Annotated in this window: 16 protein-coding genes; 7 read left to right on the top strand and 9 right to left on the bottom strand. The window is 70.1% G+C overall.

The window, feature by feature from the left end:
• Positions 1-23 precede the first annotated feature (23 nt).
• Positions 24-1,037 carry an Ldh family oxidoreductase gene (locus ACXJJ3_RS00910; RefSeq protein ID WP_458167873.1) on the bottom strand — a complete coding sequence of 338 codons (1,014 nt, stop codon included), beginning with the start codon at positions 1,035-1,037 and terminating at the stop codon, positions 24-26.
• 138 nt (positions 1,038-1,175) lie between these two features.
• Between ACXJJ3_RS00910 and ACXJJ3_RS00905 the strand changes: the two genes are divergently transcribed.
• Positions 1,176-1,880, top strand: a complete 705-nt coding sequence (locus ACXJJ3_RS00905) for a GntR family transcriptional regulator (protein ID WP_458167872.1) — start codon at positions 1,176-1,178, stop codon at positions 1,878-1,880.
• On the opposite strand, the gene ACXJJ3_RS00900 is transcribed toward ACXJJ3_RS00905, so the two are convergent.
• Genes ACXJJ3_RS00900 through ACXJJ3_RS00885 form a run of 4 tightly spaced genes read right to left on the bottom strand, consistent with a single transcriptional unit; the run spans position 1,827 to position 5,754 of the window.
• Positions 1,827-2,591 (bottom strand): energy-coupling factor ABC transporter ATP-binding protein, encoded by a 765-nt coding sequence (locus tag ACXJJ3_RS00900; protein WP_458167871.1) that lies wholly within the window; start codon positions 2,589-2,591, stop codon positions 1,827-1,829. The two genes, ACXJJ3_RS00905 and ACXJJ3_RS00900, sit on opposite strands and share 54 nt — an antisense overlap.
• Positions 2,588-3,346: a cobalt ECF transporter T component CbiQ gene (gene cbiQ, locus ACXJJ3_RS00895; protein ID WP_458167870.1), complete on the bottom strand. Its 759-nt coding sequence runs from the start codon at positions 3,344-3,346 to the stop codon at positions 2,588-2,590. The genes ACXJJ3_RS00900 and cbiQ overlap by 4 nt, the downstream gene beginning before the upstream one ends.
• Positions 3,343-4,362: an energy-coupling factor ABC transporter permease gene (locus tag ACXJJ3_RS00890; RefSeq protein WP_458167869.1), complete on the bottom strand. Its 1,020-nt coding sequence runs from the start codon at positions 4,360-4,362 to the stop codon at positions 3,343-3,345. Before ACXJJ3_RS00890 ends, cbiQ begins: the two co-directional genes overlap by 4 nt.
• A 36-nt stretch (positions 4,363-4,398) precedes the next feature.
• Positions 4,399-5,754, bottom strand: a complete 1,356-nt coding sequence (locus ACXJJ3_RS00885) for a dihydrolipoyl dehydrogenase family protein (RefSeq protein ID WP_458167867.1) — start codon at positions 5,752-5,754, stop codon at positions 4,399-4,401.
• A 109-nt stretch (positions 5,755-5,863) separates the two neighbouring features.
• Between ACXJJ3_RS00885 and ACXJJ3_RS00880 the strand changes: the two genes are divergently transcribed.
• The 3 genes from ACXJJ3_RS00880 (at position 5,864) to tsaA (ending at position 8,609) form a co-directional block, all read left to right on the top strand.
• Positions 5,864-7,372, top strand: coding sequence for a PstS family phosphate ABC transporter substrate-binding protein (locus tag ACXJJ3_RS00880; protein WP_458167866.1), 1,509 nt, complete (start codon positions 5,864-5,866; stop codon positions 7,370-7,372).
• A gap of 9 nt (positions 7,373-7,381) precedes the next feature.
• Entirely contained in the window at positions 7,382-8,113 is a 732-nt protein-coding gene (locus ACXJJ3_RS00875) for a metallophosphoesterase (protein WP_458167865.1), read from the top strand.
• An 85-nt stretch (positions 8,114-8,198) separates the two neighbouring features.
• Entirely contained in the window at positions 8,199-8,609 is a 411-nt protein-coding gene (tsaA, locus tag ACXJJ3_RS00870) for a tRNA (N6-threonylcarbamoyladenosine(37)-N6)-methyltransferase TrmO (RefSeq protein ID WP_458167864.1), read from the top strand.
• Positions 8,610-8,677: 68 nt separating this feature from the next.
• Here the strand turns inward: tsaA and ACXJJ3_RS00865 are convergent, their stop codons facing one another.
• On the bottom strand, positions 8,678-9,226 hold the full coding sequence (locus ACXJJ3_RS00865) for a dihydrofolate reductase family protein (RefSeq protein WP_458167863.1): 549 nt from the start codon (positions 9,224-9,226) through the stop codon (positions 8,678-8,680).
• Between the two features lie 58 nt (positions 9,227-9,284).
• Positions 9,285-10,682, bottom strand: a complete 1,398-nt coding sequence (gene lpdA, locus ACXJJ3_RS00860; RefSeq protein ID WP_458167862.1) for a dihydrolipoyl dehydrogenase — start codon at positions 10,680-10,682, stop codon at positions 9,285-9,287.
• A gap of 84 nt (positions 10,683-10,766) precedes the next feature.
• On the opposite strand from lpdA, the gene ACXJJ3_RS00855 reads away from it, so the two are divergent.
• Positions 10,767-12,911, top strand: a complete 2,145-nt coding sequence (locus tag ACXJJ3_RS00855) for a peptidoglycan DD-metalloendopeptidase family protein (protein ID WP_458167861.1) — start codon at positions 10,767-10,769, stop codon at positions 12,909-12,911.
• Between the two features lie 17 nt (positions 12,912-12,928).
• On the opposite strand, the gene ACXJJ3_RS00850 is transcribed toward ACXJJ3_RS00855, so the two are convergent.
• On the bottom strand, positions 12,929-13,273 hold the full coding sequence (locus tag ACXJJ3_RS00850) for an SRPBCC family protein (protein ID WP_458167860.1): 345 nt from the start codon (positions 13,271-13,273) through the stop codon (positions 12,929-12,931).
• A gap of 107 nt (positions 13,274-13,380) precedes the next feature.
• On the opposite strand from ACXJJ3_RS00850, the gene ACXJJ3_RS00845 reads away from it, so the two are divergent.
• A complete protein-coding gene (locus tag ACXJJ3_RS00845; RefSeq protein WP_458167859.1) occupies positions 13,381-14,205 on the top strand; it encodes a helix-turn-helix domain-containing protein in 825 nt (274 codons plus the stop codon).
• Positions 14,206-14,224: 19 nt separating this feature from the next.
• A complete protein-coding gene (locus ACXJJ3_RS00840; protein ID WP_458167858.1) occupies positions 14,225-14,683 on the top strand; it encodes a PGPGW domain-containing protein in 459 nt (152 codons plus the stop codon).
• On the opposite strand, the gene ACXJJ3_RS00835 is transcribed toward ACXJJ3_RS00840, so the two are convergent.
• Entirely contained in the window at positions 14,651-15,847 is a 1,197-nt protein-coding gene (locus tag ACXJJ3_RS00835) for an FAD-dependent monooxygenase (RefSeq protein ID WP_458167857.1), read from the bottom strand. The genes ACXJJ3_RS00840 and ACXJJ3_RS00835 overlap by 33 nt on opposite strands.
• Between the last annotated feature and the right edge of the window lie 70 nt (positions 15,848-15,917).

The raw sequence follows: 15,917 nt of genomic DNA, 5'->3' as shown, positions 1-15,917 counted from the left end.
GGTGGTCCTTGTCTGTGGGCGGGTCAGTCGGCCAGTGCGGCTTCGCGGCCGTCGGCGTCGAGCGCGGACAGCTCGTGCCACAGGTCGTCGGCGACCTCGATGCCGTGCGTGGCGGCGTACCGGTAGCGCTCCCGGGCGCCGTCGCCGGGGACCGCCACCGGGACCGCGGGATCGGCGCGACGGCTGCGCCGTACCTGGTCGAGGTAGTCGCTCGCGGCGAACCGGCCGCCGGCCAGCAGCACGAACAGGTCGCCCTTGGTGCTCGGGCGGTCGTCGTCGAGCGTGCCGCCGACCGCTGTCCCGTACGCCGCACCGGTGAGGAACGTGACCATCGCGCCCAGCCCGAGGCCGAGGCCGTATCCCTTCGCTCCCCCGAACGGCGCGATCGAGCCGTCCTTGGCCGCCTTCGGGTCCACGGTTTCGTTGCCGTCGGCATCCAGTGCCCAGCCCGGCCGCAGCGGTACGTCGCGGAGCGCGTGGTCGTGCACCTTGCCCATCGAGATCTCCGACGTGGCCATGTCGAGGACCAGCGGGGCGGGCCGCGCCGGGACGGCCAGCGCCAGCGGGTTGGTACCGAGCATCGCCTCGGTGCCGCCCCACGGGTGGACCAGCGCCTCGCTCGTGGTGACGCCGAGGCAGACCAGTCCCCGCTCCGCCATTCGGCCGGCGTAGTAGCCGAGCATGCCGAGGTGGTTGTTGGCGGTGATCGAGCAGACCGCGACGCCGTATCGCTCGGCGGCAGGAACGATCGCGTCCAGGGCGCGGACCGCGACCACCGGGCCGAGGCCCTGCTCGCCGTCGACGGTCAGGTAGCTCGGGCTGAGCCAGGTGTGCCGGCCCGTGTTCGTCGGGCTGGCCGTGCCGTTCGCGAGCCGGCGGAGCAGCCGCGGGAGTCGCAGCAGGCCGTGCGACGGCATTCCCTTCGCCTCCGCGACGACGAGCAGTTCGGCCTGCTGGGCGGCGGCCGGGGCGGGCACACCGGCGGTGATCAGGAGTCGTTCGGCCAGTGATTGGGCCGTGAGCAGATCTGTGTGCACGTCGACCGTCCCGGGGTGGAGAGGTTCTGCATTCGTATACACCGCTCGATTTCTTGGGACCCTAGATCAGATCAGATACGATTCGCAATGGTCTGTGAATACGAATCCAGGAATCCTCTGCCGACAGGATGGACAGTGATGAGCGAGCGCAGCACGGAGCGTTCCGGACGTACCAGGATGAGTGACGTCGTCTACGAGCGTCTGCTGGAATTCCTGCTGGACGGCGTGATTCAGCCCGGTGAGCGGATCCGCGTCGACGAGCTCAGCCGCCGGCTCGGGGTCTCCCAGACCCCGGTCCGCGAGTCACTGAACCGCCTGGAGGCCGAGGACCTGGTCACCAAGACACATCTGATCGGATATTCCGCGACACCGAAGCTGACGCCGGAACGGTTCGAGGATCTCTTCGAGGCCCGGTTCCTGATCGAGCCGTACTGCTCCGGCCTGGCCGCCGGCCGGCACCGCCGCGACGAGGTCGAGCAGATCACCCGGCTGACCGTCGAGATGCGGGCCCGCTACCAGGACGGCACGATGTCGTACGGCGCCTTCGCCCGGGCCGACGCGGAGTTCCACGCGGCCGTCATCGCCGCGACCGGCAACAGCTACTTCGGCGAGATCTTCGCCAAGCTGCACTGCCACCTGCAGCTGTTCCGGCTGCTCCGCGACAGCCGGGTCACCGAGGACGCGCTCGACGAGCACGACCTGATCGTCACCGCGATCCGGGAACGCGACACCGAGTCCGCCGACGCCGCCATGCACGCACACCTGACCGCGTCCCGCGGGCGGCTCCGGTCAGCGTTCGGGGCCGGAGACCGAGAGGGGGTCGAATCCGTAGGGAAGCTCTAGCCGGTTCGCCTGCATCAGCTCCGGGTCGCCGAGGAGTTCGCGGGTGCTGCCGTCGGCGACGATGCGGCCGTCGTTCATCAGCAGGCTGCGTTCGCAGAGCTGGAGGGCGTACGGGAGGTCGTGGGTGATCATCAGCAGCGTGACGTCGAGGGTCGCGAGGATGTCGGCGAGTTCGCGGCGAGCGGCCGGGTCCAGGTTGCTGGAGGGCTCGTCGAGCACCAGGACCTCGGGGCGCATCGCGAGGACCGTGGCGACGGCGACGCGGCGGCGCTGGCCGAACGAGAGGTGGTGCGGGGCGAGGTCGGCCTTGTCCTGCATGCCGACCTGAACCAGGGCCTCGTGGACGCGCTCGTCGAGTTCGGCGCCGCGCAGGCCAAGGTTCGCGGGGCCGAAGGCGACGTCGTCGCGGACGGTCGGCATGAACAGCTGGTCGTCCGGGTCCTGGAAGACCAGGCCGACCTTGCGGCGGATCGCGGTCAGGTGCTCGCGGTGCACGGCCGTACCGCCGATCGCGATCCGGCCGCTGCCGGTCCCGCCCGCGACCGAGCCGAGGATGCCGTTCAGGTGCAGAACCAGCGTGGTCTTGCCGGCACCGTTCGGCCCGAGCAGCGCGACCCGCTCGCCGTGCTCCACGCTGAAGTCGACGCCGTACAGGGCCTGTCGTCCGTCTGGGTAGGCGAACACCAGACGTTCGACTTGAATCGCGCTCACAAGGCCACCACCCTAGCCGCGACCGCGATCGCCACCGCGAGCAGGGAGATCGCCAGTCCCTCGACCCACTGTGCGCTCGACGCACCCTGGGCGCTGAGCAGCGGCATCCGGCCGGTGTACCCGCGGGACCGCATCGCCAGGTGCACCCGCTCGCCGCGTTCGAAGCTGCGGACGAACAACGACCCGACTCCCCCGGCCACCGCCTTCAGATGACCGGCCCGGCCGCCCGTGTACCCGCGGGACTCCCGGGCGACCCGCATCCGGTGCAGGTCGTCCGACACCACGCTCAGGTACCGCACCATGAACGACAGAATCGCCACCAACGTCGCCGGCAGCCGGAGCCGTTCGAGCCCGGCGAGCAGGTCCCGCGGCGCGGTCGTCGCCGACAGCAGGATCGCCGCGAGCACGCCGAGCGTGCCCTTCGCGAGCACGTTCCACGCACCGAGCACCCCCGACGCCGACAGCTGCAGCCCGAGTACGTCGATCTGCGGGCCGGTGGCAACGAACGGGAGCAGCAGCGCGAACACGACGAACGGCGTCTCCACCGCCAGCCGCCGCAGCACCGTGGCCGCGGGCAACTTCGCCGTGACCAGGGCGCCGATCAGCAACGCGGTGTACACGCCGAAGGCCCAGAAGATCGCGGCCGGGGTGGAGACGACCGCGAGCACGAAGACGAAGAGCGCGACAAGCTTCACCTGCGCCGGCATCCGGTGCACCGGGCTGTCCACCGCGACCAGCAGACCGTCCCCGCTCATGAGGCCTTGTTGGTCCGCAACGAGGCGAGCTTCGCGATCGCGAGCCCGACGACGATCGTCACCAGTACGCCGATGATCCCGGCCAGCGCGCCGGACACCTGCGCGTTGCCGATCCCGTGGACGCCGTAGTCGGCCAGCGGGCTGCTCGCCACCGCCGAATCCTTCGCGGCGCTCTCGAACCCGAGCTTCGCGCCGACGAACTCCAGCCCGTCCGGGTGCGCGCTCGCGAACAGGCTCAGCCCGCCCGCGACCAGCAGCGTGACGGCGACGCCGACCCCCAGCGAACGCCCGGCCGGCTTCGCCGCGACCGGGCGGTCCGGCGACACCGCCGAGCTGTTGCCGTCGGCATCGACCAGGACCAGGTCCTGCTGCAGGTGCCGGGCGGCGTACACCAGGTCCGGTCGGGTCGCGACGACCGCGCTGAGCACGGCGGCGGTGATGACAGCCTCGCCGATACCGACCAGGACGTGCCAGCCGACCATCGCGGTCGCGAGCTTGCCGAGCGGGATGTCGACCGCGCCGCCGATCGCGTACAGCCCGGTGAACGCCAGCGCCGCGACGGGCACCGACACCAGCGCCCCGACGGTCGTCGCCGGTACGACGCTGCCGACGCGCCGCGGCAGCACCTTCAGCAGCGCCCGGGTCACGAAGTACCCGACGAGGACCGTGATCAGGCCCATCAGCGTGATGTTCGTCCCGAGCGCGGTCAGCCCGCCATCGGCGAACAGCAGGCCCTGCACCAGCAGCACGGTGGACATCACCAGGACGGCGGTCCACGGCCCGACCAGCGCCGCCGCCAGCGCACCGCCGAGCAGGTGCCCGCTGGTCCCGGCTCCCACCGGGAAGTTCACCATCTGCACCGCGAACACGAACGCCGCGGTCAGCCCGGCCAGCGCCGGGCCGGTCTCGCGGAGCTCGCGGCTCGCTCGCTGCAGGCTGATGCCGACCGCCCCGGCCGCGATCAGGCCGGTAGCGACGGATGTGGGGGCATCGAAGAAACCGTCAGGAACATGCACGCCGACATTGTTGATCTATTTGCGACCGGATCGCAACTAGAACTTGAGCGCCTCGCCGATCGCACGGTGGAACGTCGGGTACGCGTAAATCATCTGTCGCAAAGTGTTCACCGGGACGGCCGCGTGCACGGCCACGGCGAGCGCGCTCAGCACCTCGCCGCCGGTCGGGCCCGCGCTGGTCGCGCCGACCAGGACGCCGCGGTCCGCGTCCATCACGACCTTGATGAAGCCCTCGTTGCCGGCCTTGTGGATCCAGCCGCGGGTCGAGGCCGGGATCGGCGTCGAGCCGATGCGGACGTTCAGCCCGGCGTCGCGGGCCTGCTTCTCGGTGAGGCCGACCGCGCCGATCTCCGGGTCGGTGAACGTCACCCGCGGCATCGCGTGGTAGCTCGCGGTCGGCGCATCCGGCTCCTGCAGGATGTCGCGGACCGCGATGTCGGCCTGGTACATCGCGTTGTGGGTGAACGCCCCGACGCCGGTGACGTCACCGACCGCCCACACCCTGTCGCCGGCCCGGACGTGCTCGTCCACCTCGATCCGGCGCGCCGTCGGGTCCAGCCCGACCTTGTCCAGCCCGAGGTCCGCGGTCGCCACCCGGCGGCCCGTTGCCACCAGCAACTTCTCGCCGGTGGCCGTTCCGCCGTCCTCCAGTGTCACGGTGAACGCGCCGTCGGCGTACCCGACCTGCTGCGCGTGCGCGCCCCGGCGGAACGTCACGCCGTCGCGCTCCAGCGCCTCGCGGGCCAGTACGCCGGACTCCGGCTCCTCCATCGCCAGCACCTCGGGCGCGCCCTCGATCACGGTGACCGCGACGCCGAAACGGGCGAACACCTGCGCCAGTTCCATCCCGATCGCGCCGCCGCCGAGGATCAGCAGCGACGCCGGCAGGTCCTCCACCTCGATCGCCTCACGGTTCGTCCAGTACGGCGTACCGGCGAGCCCGTCGATCGGCGGCACCGACGGCACCGTCCCGGTCGCGATCACGATCCCGCGGGACGCCTCGTACTCCGTACCGCCGGCGCTGACCGTGCGCGGGCCGGTGATCGTCGCGACGTCCTTGATCACGGTCGCGCCCTTGCCGACCAGGCGGTCCACGGCGACCTGGTCGTTCCAGGTGTCGGTCGCCTCCTCCCGGATCCGCTTCGCCACCGGCGTCCAGTCCGGCTGCACGCTCGACGTACCGGCGATGCCCTCGACGCGCCGGGTCTCCGCGATCAGGTTCGCGGCCCGGATCATCATCTTGCTCGGGATACACCCGTAGTACGGGCACTCGCCGCCGACCAGCCGGGACTCGATCCCGACCACCCGCAGCCCGGCCTGCGCCAGTCGGCCCGCGGTCTCCTCCCCGCCCACACCGAGCCCGACCACAACCACGTCCACCTGTTCAGCCATGCCGCCAAATCTCTCAGACCGCCCGGTCCGGACCAAGCCCCGACCCGGCGCGTCATCGCACCGTAAGCAGGCGTTCACCACCGGCCACTAGCGTTCTGTTCCCGGAGAAGTGAGGACAGAGTTGTTCGATTTCGGCAACATCGACCTGGGCACCGTCATCGCCCTCGTCTCGCTGATCGGCACGTCGATCGTGTGGCTGCTCGACCGTTACGTCTGGCGACGCAAACGACTCGTGTACCGCGTCCAGGTGGATGCGCAGATCGGCGTCCATCCACAGCAGGGTCAGGCCCACGAACTGGTCGACGTCGAGGTCCGGCACCAGAACGAGGTGGTCCAGGACCCGAGCATCGTGCTGCTCCGGGTGGACAACACTGGCACCGACATCGACGCCGCGGACATGAAGAAGGAGCTCGGGTTCGGGTTCCCTGGCCGCCGGATCGTCCGGATGAAGGTGGTCGAGGCGCACACCGACTCGGGCACGCTGATCGAGGAGAGTCTCGATCCGCTGACGTACGTCGACGAGGACAAGCTCGTCGTACCCCGGTTCTCGATCAACCACGGCGACCACTTCAAGTTCCTGCTCGTGCTGTCCGGACGCGGCAAGGGCGTCACGCACTCCGGGTATCTCACCGGCGGCGGGTCGAACGGCGGCGTTTACCACGAGCCGCGGCCGCGCGGACCGGGTCGCCGTACCCTCATCTTCGGCGCGACCACACTGGTGCTCGTCGGCGCGCTGGTCGCGTTCTTCCTGGTCGACGTACTGCGGCCCCCGGACAACTGCGCGGCCGGGCAGGTGCGGGTGATCGGGTCGACGGCGGTCGAGCCGACGGTGGCCGAACTGCGCAGCGCCTACGCCAGCCAGTGCTCGGGCTCCGACATCACGATCGCCGCGAACGGCAGCCGGAGCGGCGTACTCGATCTCAAGACGCTCGGGGCGCAGGATCCGGCCGCGGCGAGCAAGGTGATCGCGATGTCCGACGGGCCGGCCGAGGACGCGCCGTCGCTCAGCGGTGAGGCGATCGCGGTCGTCGTGTTCGCGGTCGTCGTGAACCGGGCGGCCGGCGTCACCAGCCTGACCACCGACGAGCTGCGCAAGATCTACACCGGCAAGATCACCAACTGGAACCAGGTCGGCGGGAAGAACCTGCCGATCCGGATGGTCAGCCGGGTCGGGCCGGCGTCCGGGTCGCGGCTGGTGTTCCGCGAGAAGGTGCTCGGCGGCGACCAGGAGCTGGGCATCACCTCCGACGACTGCCGGCGCGACGACGACGCCGCGGCCGCGAAGTACCACCGCTGCGAGGTCGGGACGACCGACGAGCTGCTCACCCGGGTGAACGAGATCGACGGCGCGATCGGGTATGCCGAACTCGGCAGCGCGCAGAAGTTCCCGGACCTGGCCGCGGTGACGATCGACAACGTCGTACCGGACACGTCGAAGGTGGCGGACCGGTCGTACAAGTTCTGGGAGGTCGAGCACGCGTACACGTACCGGGCGCCGGAGCCGAAGTCGCTGACCGCGGCGTTCCTGGACTACGTCCGGTCGTCGCAGGCGCGGCCGGTGCTCGAACGCGGCGGACTGGTGCCTTGCGGCGCACTACCGACGGGGTTCTGCGGCTAATGTGCCGACATGTACGTGATCGCGCATCTGAGTGACCCGCACCTCGACGGCTCCGAGGAGGCACGGTCCCGGCTCCGGGCGGTCACGGCGTACGTGCGCTCGTCGACGGTGGACGTCGTACTCGCGACCGGTGACCTGGCGGACCACGGGTTGCCGGAGGAGTACGTCGAGGTGGCGCGCGAGCTGACCTTCGACGTACCGACGCTGGTGCTGCCCGGGAACCACGACGTCAGCACACCCTTCCGCGCCCTCGTCACCGCCGCGGGCCACGGCCACCCGGTCCACCAGGTCCGCGAGGTCGGTCCGGCCCGGTTCGTGCTCGCCGACTCCACCGTCGAGGGCAAGGATCACGGCTACCTGTCCGACGAATCCCTCAGCTGGCTCGACGGCGTCCTCAGTGAGTCGTTCGACGGGCCGGTCTTCGTCGCCATGCACCACCCGCCGTTCGTGCTGCACCACCAGGTCATGGACCAGTGGAAGCTCGAGAACCCCGGCGCCCTCGCCGAGGTCCTGACCGGCAAACCCATCACGGCGCTGCTGACCGGGCACGTGCACAACGCGATCACCACCACGTTCGCCGGCCACCCCGTCCTCGGCGCCCCCGGCATCCGCTCGGCAGTCCCCCTCCCGTTCGAGCCCACGACCGGCACCCTGACGGACCCCGAGGCCCACCCAGGCCTCGCCTTCCACATCCACACGCCGGGCGAGCCGCTCCAAACGATCTACCGTTACCCCAACTGACCCTGCGTAACGCACTGTGCGGAAAGAAATCGTTACCAGGTGGCGAAAAGTTTCCAGTATCCGGCCGAGCTGCGAAACTGCAGCGGTGGACGAGTTTGTCGTACGTACGATCGGGCGGGTCGAGTCGAGCCTGCGAGAGCGGGCGGATGCTCCGCGGCAAGGCGACGAGGGGGCACCGGATGCCTGGGTCGTGTTCGACGCGTCCGTACGGGAGGCGCTCGCGGACGTTGCGGCCGGCGACGACCTGATCCTGATCAGCTGGTTCGACCGCGCCGATCGCACGGTGCAGAAGGTCCATCCGCGCGGCGACGAGTCACGCCCGGCGAGCGGCGTCTTCAGCACCCGCTCGCCGGACCGACCGAACCCGCTCGGCCTCCACCGAGTCACCGTCCTCACCGCCGACGGCCTCCGCCTCCACGTCACCAACCTCGAAGCGCTCGACGGAACGCCGATCGTTGACGTGAAGCCCGTGCTCGGCGGCGTCTCCGAGCGCTAGATCTACCGGTGTGGGGAGCATTTGCTACCCGGCTTGGGCAGAAATCCTCCCCGAGCCGCCTCGAACCTTCAGGCGGGCAGCACCCGGTAGTCGGCCAGGAGGTGGCCGGCTGGGGTTTTTGTGCCGTGGATTGTCTCGAGGTTGAGGAGGCCGAGCGCGTCGAGGAGCTTTTGGCCGGTGCCGACGACGGTGGGGGCGATCACGAGGTGGAGTTCGTCGACGAGGCCCGCGGCGAGGAGGGTTCGGGTGACGGAGATGCTGCCGTGGATGCCGATGTCGGCGCCCGGCTGGGACTTGAGGGTGCGGACGAAGTCGGCGAGGTCGCCGGTGACGGCGTGGGAGTTCGGCCAGGTGCCGTCGAGTGGGCGCGACGTGGCGACGTACTTGGGGGCCGCGTTCACGAACGAGGCGAAGGGCTCGATGTCGCTGGTCGGCCAGAAGGGCGCCCATTCGTCGTACGTGCGGCGACCGAGGAGGACGGTGTCCTGGGTGCTGATCAGCCGTTCGCCGGCGGCGTCGGTTTCGTCGTCCCAGCCGGTGAGGAACTCGTTCGCCTTCTCGGCGACGCCGTCGAGGGACAGGAAGTAGGCCGCGACGACCTTGCGCTGGTTGGTCATACCTCATCGTCGAACGGGCCGGCGTCAGATCGACACCGGCCCGGACGGGAAAAGCTGATCAGAAGTTGATCATGTGCCCTTCGAGGCCGTGGAACGCCTCCTGCAGGGCCTCGCTCAGGGTCGGGTGGGCGTGGACGTTGCGGGCCAGTTCCTTGGTGGTCAGGTCCCACTTCTGGGCCAGGGTCAGTTCCGGCAGCAACTCGGTGACCTCCGGGCCGATCAGGTGCGCGCCGAGGAGTTCGCCGTACTTGCTGTCGCTGATCACCTTCACGAAGCCGGTCGGGTCGCCGAGGCCGTGGGCCTTGCCGTTCGCGGTGAACGGGAACTTCGCGACCTTGACATCGTGGCCGAGCTTCTTCGCCTCTTCCTCGGTGTACCCGAAGCTCGCGATCTGCGGCTGGCAGAACGTCGCCCGCGGGATCATCGCGTAGTCGAGCTCCATCGTCTCGTGCCCGGCGATCGTCTCGGCGGCGATCACGCCCATCGCCTCGGCCGCGTGCGCGAGCATCAGCTTCGCGGTCACGTCGCCGATCGCGAAGATGTTCGGCACGTTGGTCCGGCAGAAGCCGTCGACGTTGATGGCACCGCGCTCGGTCAGCGCGACGCCGATCTTGTCCAGCCCGTAGCCGTCGACGCGCGGCTGGAAGCCGATCGCCTGCATGACCTTGTCGGCCTCGATGGTCTTCTGTACGCCGTCCTTGCCGGTGACCGTGACCTTCACCGACGCGCCGGAGTCGTCGATCGAGTCCACCCTGGTCGAGGTCAGTACGTCGACCCCGAGCTTCTTGTACGCCTTCGCGAGCTCCTTGGAGACCTCCGGGTCCTCCAGCGGCACCATCCGGTCCAGGAACTCGACGATCGTCACCTTGACGCCGTAGTTCGCCAGCACGTACGCGAACTCGACGCCGATCGCACCCGCGCCGGCGATCACGATCGAGCCGGGCAGCTCCTCGGTGAGGATCTGCTCCTCGTAGGTCACCACGCGCTCGCTCAGCTGGGTGCCCGGCAGCAGCTTCGTGGTGGCGCCGGTCGCCACGATGCAGGAGCCGAACGTGACGGTCTCGGACGACCCGTCGTTCAGCGTGACGTCGAGCGTGTTCGCGTCGGTGAACGAGCCCCAGCCGTCGAACTCGGTGATGTTGTTCTTCTTCATCAGGAAGTGGACGCCCTTGACCCGGCCGTCGGCGACCTTCCGGCTGCGCTGGACAGCGGTCGGGAAGTCGAAGCTCACCTCACCGGAGATGCCGAAGGTCTTCGCCTCCGTCCGGAAGATGTGCGACAGCTCGGCGTTCCGCAGCAGCGCCTTGGAGGGGATGCAGCCCACATTCAGGCAGACACCGCCCCAGTACTTCTTCTCGATGATGGCGGTCTTGAGCCCGAGCTGGGCGGCGCGGATCGCCGCGACGTACCCGCCGGGTCCGGCGCCGAGGACAACAACGTCAAAGTGCGAGGCCATGAAGTGAATGCTAACCGGGGTTCCGTAAGCACCGTACGGCGCCTACGCTGGTCGCGCGCGTGAGGCGAGCACCATGGGGGACGGATGGATCTGGGGAAGCGCCGGGGGCTGCGGTTCGCGGCCGTCGGCATCGTACTGGCGGCCGTGGCACTGCCCGCGTACGCCGACGACCCGACGCCGCCGGCTCCGTCGACGTCTGAGCCGCCGCCCGCGTCCGTCACCGACGTGAACCGGTCGCTCGAGCAGCTCCAGGCCGAGGCCGCCCAGGTCCAGGCGGACTTCGCCAAGGCGACGATCGCCTACACGAAGGCCCTCAAGGAGGCGCAGGCCGCCGAGACCGCCGCGAAGAAGGCCGAGACCACGGCGAGTACGTCGAAGAGCCGCTCGGACGAGGAGCGCCGCAAGCTCGGCGTGATCACCGCGCAGGCGTACCAGATGGGCATCCCGACCGTGATGGGCACCGAATCGCTGCTCTGGTCGCTCGCCCCGGTCGCCGAGAACCTGCAGGAGATCGCCGACCGGCAGACCGCGATCGTCCAGCTGGGCAGCACCCAGGTCGCGCAGTACAACGCCGCGATGGCCGCCGAATCGGAGACGAACCGGCTGAAGGCGGACGCGGCCACCAAGCGCGCCGCCGCGAACGAGGCCGCCGCCAAGGCACAGGAGCTGAGCAAGCAGGTCCAGGCGAAGGCCGCCGACGCCGCGGCCGCGATGGCCGACCAGACGGCCGACCTGGACGTCGCGTCCGGGCTCTCGCAGCAGCTCCAGACGGTCCGCGACGCGCAGGCCCTCGCCCGCTGGAAGACGTACCTGACCGAGCTCACCGCCGCGAAGGTCACTCCCCCGGCGGCCGCGCTGCTGAAGAACCCGGCCACGCTCCCCGCCGGCCTCGCGCCGCTGACCCGCCGCGGCGCGGCCGTCCCCGGGGCCGCGTCGGTCACGGCAGCCGGCCGCACCGTCCGCGTCCTGCCCGCCGAGACGATCCGCGCCGTCAACCAGGCCTTCAGCCTGGTCGGCAAGCCGTACGGCGTCGCCGCGACCGGCCCCGACAAGTACGGCTGCCTCGGCGCCGCCCGGGTCGCGTGGGAGCCGTACACCACCCTCCCGAACCTGGTCGGCAAGGTATACCCGGACTACCAGGCCGTCCCGGCCACGCAGATCCAGCCCGGCGACCTGCTCGTGATGGGCAGCAAGTCGCTCGGCCTGGTGCACATCGGCGTCGCGCTCGACGACAACGAGATGATCGCCGCCGACGAGTCCAAGGGCGCCGTCGTCGTCACCAGCGTCCCCGACAACCTGTATGCCGCTCTCCGCCCGACTCTCGGCGCCCCGGCCACGCCCCAGGTCGCACCCGTCGCGACGAGCGACGCGTACGCGTTCCGCTGCGGCAGCACGGCCACGTCGTACGACGTCGGCTCCGGGTCCTGGACCTGGCCGCTGCCGGACGGCACGTACGAGATCGGTACGCCGTTCGGCCAGTCCGGCTCCGAGTGGTCGAGCGGGTCGCACACCGGCCAGGACTTCCCGGCCGCGATCGGTACGCCGGTCCGCGCCGTCACGTCCGGCGTGGTCCGGGTCGAGCACCCGGCGTGGGCCGGCAACCTGGTCCGGATCGACCACGGCAACGGCCTCGAGACGCTGTACGCGCACCTGAGCCGCGTCGACGTCACCGACGGCCAGCAGGTCACGGCCGGCGAGCAGATCGGGGCCGTCGGCGACGAGGGGAACACGACCGGCCCGCACCTGCACTTCGAGGTCCGGCTCGGCGGCGACCCGGTGAACCCGATGCCGTTCCTGGCGACCGGTTCCGCGAGTACCGGCTGGGGCGGGTACAGCAACGGCATGATCCCGGCGAGCAAGCTCTGCGCGATCAGCGCCGGGCACATGCTCCGCTGCGACGCCGCCGCGGCGTACCAGAAGCTCGCCGCGGCCTATCGCGGACAGTTCGGCCAGGCGCTGTGCATCACCGACTCGTACCGCTCGTACGCCTCCCAGGTCAGCCTGTACCAGCGCAAACCCTCGCTGGCCGCCCTCCCCGGTACGTCGAACCACGGCTGGGGCGTCGCGGTCGACCTGTGCGGCGGGATCGACCGGTACAACACCCCGCAGTACCTGTGGATGAAGGCGCACGCCCCGGCGTACGGCTGGGTGCACCCGGCCTGGGCCGAACCCGGCCACAACCGGGAAGAGCCGTGGCACTGGGAGTTCGGCAACCCGACCGGCGCCTAGCCTCAGCTCTGAACGCCTCAGGCAGCATCCGTCGGGTCCGGGAGCACATCGTGGATCCAGACGAGCCGGCAACCGTCGTCGCCGTCGGTGATGATCTGCATCGACGCGTTGTTGTGCTCCGGCTGGATGTGGTCGCCCACGACCGAGTAGACGATCCGCCGGGCGGTGTCGTCGACGGCCACGAGGCGTTCCCGGGCAACGGTCCCGTCGGCGAACGTGACGAGTCGGTAGTCTCCGGCGATCCGGCTGTCCAGGACGAGGCCTGGCGCCATGCGTTCCGGCCCGGTGTGGAAGTCGCCGATCACCCGCCACGCGTCGTCCGCGCCGGTGCGCAGGTGGATTTCCTTGCTGATGGATGCCATCTGTTCGTCGCTCCTTCGATTCGGTGCGCACAGCCTGTCCGACGGACGGTGGGACCGTCTTGAAGATCCTTGCGAGAACTGTCGGAACGCCAAAGTAGGCTCCCCGCGTGCTCGACTTCGCGGTCCTCGCCGACCATCCCGACTTCGCCGTCACCGCGGTGCACTGCCGCGACGATCACCGGGCCTGGTCAACCGAGCCGCCGCGGTACGACGTGCGGGTCGTGCTCGTGCGCCAGGGAGGCTTCCGCCGCTCCGTCCGCGGCCTCGATCGGGACGTCGACCGCATGGTGGGTTACGTGGGGCTGCCAGGTGACGAGGAGCGCTTCGCCCACCCCACTGGCGGTGACGCCTGTACGTCGCTCACCTTGACGCCAGACCTGTGGCGGACGCTGGCCGGAGACACCCCGCGGATCCGCACGTCCGCCGTGTACGTCGACGGGCCGCTCGAGCTGTCCCATCGGAAGCTGTTGCTCGCGGCACGGGAGCCGGACGCCGATTGCGCGGGTGCCGAGGCCGTGCTGGACCTCCTCGCCCGGATCGTGCGCCAAGTCGTCACGACCGCTACCCCGAGCCGACTCCGGGACGCCGCCGGGGATCGCGATCTGGTGGCGGGCGCGCGGGCGCTGATCGGCGACGACCATCCGGCCGCGGGCGGCCTGATCCCGCTCGCGAACTTCCTCGAGGCCTCGCCGTACCGGCTGAGCCGCGCCTTCACCCGCGAACTGGGCGTGTCGCTGACCAGGTACCGCAATCGGGTCCGGGTGGGTCGCGCCCTGGACCGCCTCGAGGCCGGCGAATCCAGCCTCGCCGGCCTCGCGGCCGACCTCGGCTTCGCCGATCAGGCGCATCTCACCCGCACGCTGCGCGATCACCTCGGCAGCACGCCGGCCGCGCTCCGGCGCCTGCTCGCTCTGGGTCCGACCGCTTCCTAGGGCTGGGTAGGCTGGCGGCGTGGCCGAGAAAGAGAGTCCCGACCGCACCGACGACAACATCACGCTGGACGCTGCGGACGACCGGTGGGAATGGCGGCGCCGGATCCGGGAGAACCCGAAGAAGCTGCTGTTCTACCGCATCGGCGTCGGCGCGCTCGGCGGGCTGCTGCTCATCGCCGCGCCGCTCACCGGCTGGCTGCCGGGCCCGGGCGGGATCCCGTTGTTCATCGCGGGTCTCGCCGTCCTGGCCAGCGAGTTCGAGTGGGCGCAGCGGCTGCTGTACCGGGTCAAGGACTGGGTGAAGTCGCTGACGACCTGGACCGGTAAGCAGCCGGGCTGGCTGAAGGGCCTCGGCACCGCCGCCCTCTCCGGCTGCGTCGTGGTCGGCGTCTGGCTCTATCTGGCCGTGCTGGGTGTGCCGGGCTGGCTACCCGACTCGTGGGAGTCATTCCTGTACAAAATTCCCCTCCTCGACTGAAGCTGTGTTGATTGAATACGGGGGCAGCTCGACGAGCTCGCTCATGTTCTGCGCCATCTTCAGCATCTGGTTCATGAAGAACGGCTTGTCGAGCATCCAGTTCCGGCTCGCGATCCCGAACCGGCTGGCCGGCGCCAGGAACGATCCCGCCCGGCTCCCGTCCTGCGTCGTCGACACCGCCTTCCGCAGCAGCGCCTCGTACCGGTCGAACGCGGTCCGGAAGTTCCCGCGGGCCAGCTCCATCGCGAGGACGTAGGCGCCGACCACGGCGGTCCCGGTACCGAGCGCGCCGAACGTCGCGCCGTACCCGGCGTCGCCGAGCAGCACGATCCGGTCGGTCGACCAGCGGTCCACCTGCACCCGGCTGATCGAGTCGAAGTACAGCTCCATTGCCGACGGCAACGCCTTGAGCAGCTCCGGCACGTGCCAGCCGAGTCCTTCGAACTGCCCGCGGATGATCGCCTTCTGCTGGTCCAGGTCCCGCCGGTTGTACTCCAGGACGGGCGACTTGAACACGAACAGCGTCTGCGCCAGGCCCGGATCGCGCCGGTCCGCGCCGACGCTCGCCAGCTTCCCCGGCACGTTGTACATCAGCGAGTCCCCGGAGATCCCGAGCGTGTTCGGCACCTCCCAGCCGGCCACGTAGTAGTCGAGGTGCTTCTCCAGCACCTGCTCGCGCGGCCAGGCCAGCCGCCGGACGACGGAGTGCATCCCGTCCGCCCCGATGACCAGGTCGTACGTCTCCTCGATCCCGCTCTCGAACCGTACGTCGACCCCGTCCGCGTGCTCGGCCAGCGCCGCGATCGAGTCCCCGAAGCGGTACGTCGCCTGCGCGCGACTGTGCTCGTACAGCACCCGCGACAGGTCGGCCCGCAGTACCTCCAGTTCCCCGCCTGCGAACTCGGCCGGCAGCCGCATCAGCTTCCGCCCCGACTCGTCCACGAACCGCATCGCGCTGCCGCCGGTCTGCAGCGACCGCAGCTCGTCCAGCACGCCCATCCGCTGCAGGACCGTGGTGAACACCTCGCCGCGGAAGTCCACGGCGTACCCACCCTGCCGCAGCGCCGGCGCGATCTCGACGACCGTCACGTCGTGCCCCGCCCGCCCCAGCCAGAGCGCCACCGACGGTCCCGCAACGCTCGCACCCGAAACCAGAACCTTCATGATCGTCTCCCTCGGAAGTAACTGTGTCTGCCGGACACAGTAATGTGTATGGTAGACACAGTTCAAGTCC

The sequence above is a fragment of the Kribbella sp. WER1 genome, from assembly GCF_054189145.1.
This window is presented reverse-complemented; position numbering and strand designations above follow the sequence as displayed.